The organism is Streptomyces filipinensis (genome assembly GCF_014649495.1).
In the GTDB taxonomy this organism is placed as follows: domain Bacteria; phylum Actinomycetota; class Actinomycetes; order Streptomycetales; family Streptomycetaceae; genus Streptomyces; species Streptomyces filipinensis.
This window is the reverse complement of sequence record NZ_BMTD01000011.1, coordinates 167,643-176,474: the sequence shown is the minus strand read 5'-3', so window position 1 is coordinate 176,474 and position 8,832 is coordinate 167,643. Positions and strand designations below refer to the sequence as shown.

The following is an 8,832-nucleotide window of genomic DNA, read 5'->3' as shown; positions in this document are numbered from 1 at the left end:
TTGTGACAGATCACACTGTTTGGACCGTCCGGCAAAATGGGGAACACGGTCCCCTGGCACTCGGGGGAGCAAGATCCCCTGAGCAGGTCGACAAGGAGAGAACTCAGTGGACGACGTTCTGCGGCGCAACCCGCTCTTCGCGGCTCTCGACGACGAGCAGGCCGCGGAGCTTCGCGCCTCCATGAGTGAGGTGACCCTCGCACGCGGCGACTCCCTGTTCCACGAGGGCGACCCGGGCGACCGGCTGTACGTCGTCACCGAGGGCAAGGTCAAGCTGCACCGCACCTCCCCGGACGGCCGCGAGAACATGCTCGCCGTCGTCGGTCCCGGCGAGCTGATCGGTGAGCTGTCGCTCTTCGACCCGGGCCCGCGCACGGCGACCGCGACCGCGCTGACCGAGGTCAAGCTCCTCGGCCTCGGCCACGGCGACCTCCAGCCCTGGCTGAACGTCCGCCCGGAGGTGGCCGGCGCCCTGCTGCGCGCTGTCGCCCGGCGACTGCGCAAGACCAACGACGCCATGTCCGACCTGGTCTTCTCGGACGTCCCCGGCCGCGTGGCACGCGCCCTGCTGGACCTCTCGCGCCGCTTCGGCGTGCAGTCCGAAGAGGGCATCCACGTCGTCCACGACCTCACGCAGGAAGAGCTGGCCCAGCTGGTCGGCGCCTCGCGCGAGACCGTGAACAAGGCGCTGGCGGACTTCGCGCAGCGCGGGTGGCTCCGCCTGGAGGCGCGTGCCGTGATCCTGCTCGACGTGGAGAGGCTGGCCAAGCGGTCGCGCTGACGCCGGTATCGGCCGTACGACCTGGGGTCCCGCTTCTCCCGGAGCCGGACCCCACTGTCGTACCCGCCCCTCCCCGGGCCGCCACCCCGGGCCCCCCGCTTCGGCACGAACGGCCTCGTCCGCGGACCCCGGACGGGCTGAGGCCGGCACAGGTGACCCATGGCTGAGACGATCCGTCGGCCCGGACTCGACGACCAGGGCTTCATCGCGCGCGAAGGCTCCCTCGCGCGCGTGCCCGCCGTGTTCCGCCCGGTCGTGGCCGCCGCGCGCGACCGGCTGCCGGAGGTCTTCGGGGCGCGGCTGCACAGCGCCTACCTCTACGGGTCCGTCCCGCGCGGCACCGCACGCGTGGGCCGCAGCGACCTGGACCTGCTGGTGGCGCTCCGGGACGAGCCGACCGACGCCGACCGGGATGCCGTCCGCGCCCTCGGCGAGGCGGTCGACGCGCGGTTCCCACAGATCGACGGCGTCGGCACCCTGCTGTACGGCAGGGACCGGCTGCTGGGCGAGCGGGAGCGGTACGACCTCGCCTGGTTCGTCGCCTGCCTGTGCACCCCGCTGCTCGGCGAGGACCTCGCCGAGCAGCTGCCGCGCTACCGCCCCGACTCCCTGCTCGCCCGCGAGACCAACGGCGACCTGGCGCGGTGGCTGCCCCGCTGGCGGGAGCGGATCGCGGGCGCCAACGCCACCGAGGAGGCCCGGCGGCCGCTCGTGCGCTTCATGTCCCGGCATCTCGTCCGCACCGGCTTCACGCTCGTCATGCCCCGCTGGAACGGCTGGACCAGCGATCTGCGCGAGATGGCCGAGGCGTTCGCCGGCTTCTACCCCGAGCGGGCCGCACAGCTGCGCACGGCGGCGCGGTACGGCTACGAGCCCGTCGGCGACCCGGACGTGCTGCGGGCCTACGTGGACGACCTGGGGCCCTGGCTCGCCGCCGAGTACGCGCGCGTGCACGGCGTGAAGGACCCGCGCCCGGGGGACTGACCGAGACCCCAGCATCGCACTGTGACCCGAGTCACCGTCGTGGACTGTCACGGTTCGCCGCCCGGACGTGTCTCAGTGCCGTCCCGAGAGAGGAGCCGAGGCACATCATGGCCGACGACGCCTTCACCGAACACCGTCCGCTGCTGTTCACCATCGCCTACGAGATGCTGGGCAGCGCCGCCGACGCCGAGGACGTGCTCCAGGAGAGCTATCTGCGCTGGCGGGAGGTCGATCCGGCCACCGTCGGGCACGCACGCGCGTACCTGGTGCGCACGGTGACCCGGCAGGCGCTCAACCACCTGCGCGCGGTCCGGGCCCGGCGCGAGGAGTACGTGGGCCCGTGGCTGCCCGAGCCGATCCGCACCCAGCCCGACGTCGGCGAGGACGTGGTCCTGGCCGAGTCGGTGTCGATGGCCATGATGCTGGTCCTGGAGACGCTGAACCCGACCGAGCGCGCGGTGTTCGTCCTGCACGACGTGTTCGGCTACACGCACGGGGAGATCGCCGCCGCGGTCGGCAAGGCCGAGGGCACCGTCCGGCAGATCGCGCACCGCGCCCGCGGCCACGTGCACGCGCGGCGCCGCCGCTTCGAGCCCGACTCCGCCGCCACCGGGGAGATCGTCGAGCGGTTCCTGCGGTCGGCGGCGAACGGCGACGTACAGGCGCTGATGGACCTGCTGGCACCCGATGTCGTGGTGATCTCCGACGGCGGCGGAAAGGCCGTGGCCGCCCGCCGCCCGGTCACCGGACGCGACGACGTCGCCCGGTTCGTCCTCGGCGTGTACCGCACCAGCGCGACGACGACCCGCGTCGAACCCGCCCGCTACAACGGCATGCCCGCGGCACGGTTCCTCACCGGCGACGCGCTGGACTGGCTGGTGGCGTTCGAGATCCGGGACGGACGGATCACCGGCCTCTACGGCATGCGCAACCCCGACAAGCTGGACCGCGCCGACGTGGTGCGGCCACTCGACAGAGGACCACTCGGCTGAGGAGGCCGACAGGCATGGAGACCATGACCGTGGAACGCGTCATCGACGCCCCCGTCGAGGACGTGTTCGCCTGGCTCACGACGACCACCCACTACACCGCCTCGCCCCTGGTGCTGCGCTGCCGGCTGACCCGGCAGGGCGAGCAGGCGCCCTACGGCGTCGGCGCGGTCCGCAGCCACCTGTGGCTGATCGGCTGGTTCCGGGAGCGCATCACCGTGTACGACCCGCCGTACGCCACGGAGTACGTCGTGGAGCGCAGCGTGCCGTCGGCCCGGCACGAACTCGGCCGCATGACGTTCACGCGGACCGACCGCGGCACCCTGGTCCGCTGGACCACCCGGGCGGAGATCCCGCTGCCCCTGGTCGGCCCGCTCCTGACCCGGTTCCTGGCCCGGCCGGTCATCACCCGTGCCTTCCGCAGCATCCTCGCGGCGGCCGAGGAGGCGCTGGCCCCTCCTGCCTCGCCGGATCCGGCGAGGCAGGAGGGGCCGCGCCGCACCGGCGCCCGCTAGATCAGCCCGTGCTCGCTCAGGTAGTCCATCTGGGCCCGCACCGACAGCTCCGCCGCCGGCCACAGCGAACGGTCCACGTCGGCGTACACGTGGCCGACGACCTGGGCCGGGGTGCGGTAGCCGTCCTCGACCGCCGTCTCCACCTGGGCGAGCCGGTGGGCGCGGTGGGCGAGGTAGAACTCCACGGCACCCTGGGCGTCCTCCAGGACCGGCCCGTGGCCCGGCAGGACGGTGCGCACGCCGTCGTCCACCGTCAGGGACCGCAGTCGGCGCAGGGAGTCCAGATAGTCGCCGAGACGGCCGTCGGGGTGCGCCACGACCGTCGTACCGCGCCCGAGGATGGTGTCACCGGTCAGCACCGCCTGATCGGCCGGGAGATGGAAGCACAGCGAGTCCGCGGTGTGTCCGGGGGTCGGTACGACCCTCAGCTCCAGGCCGCCGACGGAGATCACGTCGCCGGCGGCCAGCCCCTCGTCGCCCAGGCGCAGCGCCGGATCGAGGGCACGCACGCGCGTGCCGGTCAGTTCCGCGAAGCGGGCGGCGCCCTCGGCGTGGTCGGGGTGGCCGTGGGTGAGCAGGGTCAGGGCTATGCGCTTGCCGGCCTTCTCGGCGGTGTCGGCGACGGCACGCAGATGGCCGTCGTCCAGCGGGCCCGGGTCGATCACCACGGCGAGATCGGAGTCCGGCTCGGCGACGATCCAGGTGTTGGTGCCGTCCAGGGTCATCGCGGAGGCGTTGGGCGCGAGGACGTTGACGGCCCGTTCGGTGGCGGGGCCGGAGAGCACCTGGCCGCGGGGCTGGCCCGGCAGGGCGCTTGCGTCGGTCATGCGGGCCCTCCACCCCTCGTCTCGGCGGTCGTCGCGGCGCCGTTCCCGGTGCCCGGCGCGGCGCTCGTGGCGGTGGCCGTCGGATCCTTCGGGATGCGCTTGGTGAACTCCTCGTGCCCCGGCCAGGACAGCACAACCTCGCCGTCCCTCAGGCGGGCGCGGGCCAGCACCGGCGTCATGTCACGCGCGGGGGCCGCCGCCAGCGCCTCGGCGGCGGTGGCGTACGGCAGCAGCTGGCGCAGGGTGGCGATGGTGGGCGGCATCATCAGCAGCTCGCCCCCGTCGTAGCCGGCGGCGGCCTCCTCCGGGCGGATCCACACCGTGCGGTCGGCCTCCGTGGAGGCGTTCCGGGTGCGCTGCCCCTCGGGCAGGGCGGCCACGAAGAACCAGGTGTCGTAGCGGCGGGCCTCGAACTCGGGGGTGATCCAGCGGGTCCAGGCGCCCAGCAGGTCCGAGCGCAGCACCAGAGCGCGCCGGTGCAGGAACTCCGCGAAAGACAGCTCGCGCGCGACCAGCGCGGCCCGGTCCGCCTCCCACTCCTCGCCGGTGGTGTCGCCGACGACCGACTCCGCGTCGGGCCCGGCGAGCAGCACGCCCGCCTCCTCGTACGTCTCCCGTACGGCCGCGCAGACGATCGCCTGGGCGCCCGGCTCGTCGACGCCGAGCCGGTCCGCCCACCACGCGCGCGTGGGGCCCGCCCAGCGCACCAGACCGTCGTCGTCCCGCGGGTCGACCCCGCCTCCGGGGTACGCGTACGCGCCTCCGGCGAAGGCCATGGAGGCGCGTCTGCGCAGCATGTGGACGGCCGGGCCGGACGCGGTGTCCTTCAGGAGCAGCACCGTGGCCGCGCGTCTGGGGGACACCGGGGTGAGCGTGCCGGCCGCGAGCGCGCGGATGCGGTCCGGCCACTCCGGGGGGTACCACTGACCGTTCGCCATGGCCGGAGGCTATCCCGTGTAGGGCGAATGTTCGAGAGGTACCCGAGGTCAGCGGTGTTCCGGTGGGTTCCGGTGCGGTTACGGGACGAGTTCCACCTGGATCTCGACCTCGACCGGCGCGTCCAGCGGCAGCACCGCGACGCCGACGGCGCTGCGGGCGTGCACGCCCTTGTCGCCGAGAACCTCGCCGAGCAGTTCGCTGGCGCCGTTGACGACACCGGGCTGCCCCGTGAAGTCGGCGGCGGAGGCGACGAAGCCGACGACCTTCACCACACGTGCGATGCGGTCCAGGTCGCCGGTGACGGACTTCACCGCGGCCAGCGCGTTCAACGCGCACGTACGGGCCAGGTCCTTGGCCTCCTCCGGCGTGACCTCGGCGCCCACCTTGCCGGTGACCGGCAGCTTGCCCTCGACCATCGGCAGCTGCCCGGCGGTGTAGACGTACACGCCGGACCGCACGGCCGGCTGGTACGCGGCCAGCGGCGGTACGACCTCGGGCAGGGTCAGTCCCAGCTCGGCCAGCTTGGCCTCGACCGCGCTCATGCGTGCTTCTCCCGCTTCTGGCGCTTCAGGTAGGCCACGAGCTGCTCGGGGTTGTTGGGCCCGGGCACGACCTGGACGAGCTCCCAGCCGTCCTCGCCCCAGGTGTCCAGAATCTGCTTCGTGGCATGGACGAGCAGCGGCACGGTCGAGTATTCCCACTTGGTCATGGGGGCGACTGTAGCCGCTGCGGCCCGGGGAACCTCACCTGTGACCCCTGGGACAGTGACCTGCGTTATCCACAGCCTCCCGCGTGAGTGTCGGCCGGACTGGTTAGGCTCGAAGACGTGAGCAGGCTCCAGGTCGTCAGCGGCAAGGGCGGGACCGGAAAGACGACGGTCGCCGCCGCACTGGCGCTGGCCCTCGCGACCGAGGGGAAGCGGACGCTTCTCGTCGAGGTCGAGGGCCGGCAGGGCATCGCCCAGCTCTTCGAGACAGAGGCGTTGCCGTATGAGGAGAGGAAGATCGCGGTCGCTCCGGGGGGCGGCGAGGTGTACGCCCTCGCCATAGACCCCGAACTGGCCCTTCTGGACTACCTTCAGATGTTCTACAAACTCGGTGGCGCGGGCCGGGCCCTGAAGAAGCTCGGCGCCATCGACTTCGCCACCACCGTCGCCCCGGGCATCAGGGACGTCCTGCTGACCGGCAAGGCGTGCGAGGCCGTGCGCCGCAAGGACAAGAGCGGCCGGTTCGCGTACGACTACGTCGTCATGGACGCCCCGCCGACCGGCCGCATCACCCGCTTCCTGAACGTGAACGACGAGGTGGCGGGCCTGGCGAAGATCGGCCCCATACACAATCAGGCGCAGGCGGTGATGCGGGTGCTGAAATCGCCGGAGACGGCGGTGCACCTGGTGACGCTGCTGGAGGAGATGCCGGTCCAGGAGACCGCCGACGGCATCGCCGAACTGCGCGCCGCGCGGCTGCCGGTGGGCCGGGTCATCGTGAACATGGTCCGGCCGGAGGTGTTGGACGCGGGCGATCTGGAACTCGTACGGACCGTGGGGCGTTCCTCGGTCGCACGGGCGTTGTCGACGGCCGGTCTGGGCGGGGCCCGGCGCGGCGGGAACGCGGAGAAGCTGGTGGACCCGCTGCTGGCGCAGGCAGCGGAGTACGCCGAGAGGTACGCGCTGGAGCAGGAGCAGCGCGCGGTCCTGGGCGAGCTGGGCCTGCCGCTGGGCGAACTGCCGCTGTTCGCCGAGGGCATGGACCTGGCGGGCCTGTACGAACTCGCCACCGAGCTGCGGAAGCAGGGGTTGTCATGAGTCCGGACCCGGCCGAGGCACCCGAGACGGGCCAGGCGCCGCAGAGGGCCGACGGGCCGGAGAAGGCCCGCCCGCTCTCCCCGGTGCGCGCCCTCGACGTCGACCCGTTGCTGGACGACCCGGAGACCCGGATCGTGGTGTGCTGCGGCTCGGGCGGGGTCGGCAAGACGACGACCGCCGCGGCTCTCGGTCTCCGGGCGGCCGAGCGGGGCCGCAAGGTGGTCGTGCTGACCATCGACCCGGCCAGGCGGCTGGCCCAGTCGATGGGCATCGACTCCCTCGACAACGTCCCGCGCCGGGTGAAGGGCACCGAGGGCGAGGGCGAACTGCACGCCATGATGCTCGACATGAAGCGCACCTTCGACGAGGTCGTGGAGGCGCACGCGGATCCCGAACGGGCGGCCGTGATCCTGGCGAACCCCTTCTACCAGTCACTCTCGGCGGGCTTCGCGGGCACGCAGGAGTACATGGCGATGGAGAAGCTGGGCCAGCTGCGCGCGAAGGACGAGTGGGACCTGATCGTGGTCGACACCCCGCCGTCCCGCTCCGCGCTCGACTTCCTGGACGCGCCCAAGCGGCTCGGCTCGTTCCTGGACGGCCGGCTGATCCGCCTGCTGACGGCCCCCGCCAAACTGGGCGGCCGGGCGGGGATGGCCTTCCTCAACGTCGGTATGTCGATGATGACCGGCACGCTCGGCAAGCTGCTGGGCGGTCAGCTGCTGAAGGACGTCCAGACCTTCGTGGCCGCGATGGACACCACCTTCGGCGGGTTCCGTACACGTGCGGACGCCACGTACAAGCTGCTCCAGGCGCCCGGCACGGCCTTCCTGGTGGTCGCGGCCCCGGAACGGGACGCGTTGCGGGAGGCGGCGTACTTCGTGGAGCGGCTGGCCGCGGAGAAGATGCCGCTGGTGGGTCTGGTGCTGAACCGGGTCCACGGCAGCGGCGCCGGCCGGCTGTCGGCCGAGCGGGCCCTCGCCGCCGCCGAAAATCTTGAGGACCCCCGCATTGTGGATCAGGGGGGCGGGAAAGCTGGACTTCGTAACTCTCCCGACTCATACGGCAGTTCGCGATCCACCGCATCCGCGGCCGCACCCGACGCCCCGGCTTCCGAGGAAGGCTCCCCCGCCGACGAGGAACGCTCCGTCGACCGGCTCACCGCCGGTCTGCTGCGACTGCACGCCGATCGCATGCAGCTGCTCTCCCGCGAGCAGCGCACACGGGACCGTTTCACCGCCCGTCACCCCGAGGTGGCGGTGGTGGAAGTACCCGCACTGCCCGGTGATGTCCACGACCTCGCGGGGCTGCGCGACATCGGCACCCTGCTGGCAGCGGGCGCGACCGAGCACACGGAGCTGCCGTAGCGCGGTCACGGGCACGGAAGGGGCGGCGGCGTACGCCGGCAGGCGGTCGTCGCAGGCGCGTGGGTGGCACACGCGCGAACGGCGGGGGGACGGAACGCGCAGCCGGGATGGCTGTGCGACACCCCGGCGAGCTCGGACCGTCTCCGCGGGCGGGCCGCAAGGCCGATCGTGGCTGCCCCAGGCGCAGACCGGATCGACGCTTTCCGGACCCCGTAGCCAGGAATGTGCCGGGGGAAACGCCCTCAGCTCACCGCCGCGTAGTGCTCGTACACCTCGTCGCTGTCGAGGGGCACGATGCCCGTGCCGCGCTCGTACTCCGAGCGGGCGGTCTCCAGCAGCCTGCGCCAGGAGGACACGGTGGGCCGGCGGCGCAGCAGTGCGCGGCGCTCCCGCTCCGTCATGCCTCCCCACACGCCGAACTCGACGCGGTTGTCCAGCGCGTCGGCCAGGCATTCGGTGCGTACCGGGCATCCGGTGCACACCGCCTTGGCCCTGTTCTGCGCTGCTCCCTGAACGAACAGTTCATCCGGATCGGTAGTGCGGCAGGCAGCCTGCGCACTCCAGTCGGTTACCCAGCCCATACCGGCGCCGTCCTCTCCCGAATCGAGGCTCCCCCACGGCGGCAGCGG

General features: G+C 72.6%; 11 protein-coding genes. 6 read left to right on the top strand and 5 right to left on the bottom strand.

What is annotated here, in order from left to right; translation table 11 throughout:
- Window positions 1-106: 106 nt before the first annotated feature.
- The 4 genes from IE244_RS24500 (at window position 107) to IE244_RS24485 (ending at window position 3,269) form a co-directional block, all read left to right on the top strand.
- A complete protein-coding gene (locus IE244_RS24500; protein WP_030734182.1) occupies window positions 107-781 on the top strand; it encodes a Crp/Fnr family transcriptional regulator in 675 nt (224 codons plus the stop codon).
- Between the two features lie 159 nt (window positions 782-940).
- The gene (locus IE244_RS24495; RefSeq protein ID WP_191875717.1) at window positions 941-1,765 is read left to right on the top strand and encodes a nucleotidyltransferase domain-containing protein; all 825 of its coding nucleotides are present in this window, start codon (window positions 941-943) and stop codon (window positions 1,763-1,765) included.
- Window positions 1,766-1,872: 107 nt separating this feature from the next.
- Window positions 1,873-2,757, top strand: coding sequence for an RNA polymerase sigma-70 factor (locus tag IE244_RS24490; RefSeq protein ID WP_191875716.1), 885 nt, complete (start codon window positions 1,873-1,875; stop codon window positions 2,755-2,757).
- Window positions 2,758-2,771: 14 nt separating this feature from the next.
- Window positions 2,772-3,269, top strand: coding sequence for an SRPBCC family protein (locus IE244_RS24485; RefSeq protein WP_191875715.1), 498 nt, complete (start codon window positions 2,772-2,774; stop codon window positions 3,267-3,269).
- On the opposite strand, the gene IE244_RS24480 is transcribed toward IE244_RS24485, so the two are convergent.
- From IE244_RS24480 to sp36, 4 genes are all read right to left on the bottom strand, one after another.
- The gene (locus IE244_RS24480) at window positions 3,266-4,096 is read right to left on the bottom strand and encodes an MBL fold metallo-hydrolase (RefSeq protein ID WP_191875714.1); all 831 of its coding nucleotides are present in this window, start codon (window positions 4,094-4,096) and stop codon (window positions 3,266-3,268) included. The two genes, IE244_RS24485 and IE244_RS24480, sit on opposite strands and share 4 nt — an antisense overlap.
- Window positions 4,093-5,034 carry an NUDIX hydrolase gene (locus tag IE244_RS24475; protein WP_229854313.1) on the bottom strand — a complete coding sequence of 314 codons (942 nt, stop codon included), beginning with the start codon at window positions 5,032-5,034 and terminating at the stop codon, window positions 4,093-4,095. The genes IE244_RS24480 and IE244_RS24475 overlap by 4 nt, the downstream gene beginning before the upstream one ends.
- A gap of 78 nt (window positions 5,035-5,112) precedes the next feature.
- Window positions 5,113-5,577: a RidA family protein gene (locus IE244_RS24470; protein WP_191875713.1), complete on the bottom strand. Its 465-nt coding sequence runs from the start codon at window positions 5,575-5,577 to the stop codon at window positions 5,113-5,115.
- Window positions 5,574-5,744 carry a Sp36 family protein gene (sp36, locus tag IE244_RS24465; RefSeq protein ID WP_107069317.1) on the bottom strand — a complete coding sequence of 57 codons (171 nt, stop codon included), beginning with the start codon at window positions 5,742-5,744 and terminating at the stop codon, window positions 5,574-5,576. The genes IE244_RS24470 and sp36 overlap by 4 nt, the downstream gene beginning before the upstream one ends.
- A 117-nt stretch (window positions 5,745-5,861) precedes the next feature.
- Here sp36 and bagA point away from each other — a divergent pair, with 117 nt between their 5' ends.
- On the top strand, window positions 5,862-6,839 hold the full coding sequence (bagA, locus tag IE244_RS24460; protein ID WP_191875712.1) for an ATPase BagA: 978 nt from the start codon (window positions 5,862-5,864) through the stop codon (window positions 6,837-6,839).
- Window positions 6,836-8,203 carry an ATPase BagB gene (bagB, locus tag IE244_RS24455; RefSeq protein WP_191875711.1) on the top strand — a complete coding sequence of 456 codons (1,368 nt, stop codon included), beginning with the start codon at window positions 6,836-6,838 and terminating at the stop codon, window positions 8,201-8,203. The genes bagA and bagB overlap by 4 nt, the downstream gene beginning before the upstream one ends.
- A 242-nt stretch (window positions 8,204-8,445) precedes the next feature.
- Here bagB and wblA read toward each other — a convergent pair whose 3' ends face one another.
- Window positions 8,446-8,784 (bottom strand): transcriptional regulator WblA, encoded by a 339-nt coding sequence (wblA, locus tag IE244_RS24450; RefSeq protein ID WP_191875710.1) that lies wholly within the window; start codon window positions 8,782-8,784, stop codon window positions 8,446-8,448.
- Window positions 8,785-8,832: the final 48 nt, after the last annotated feature.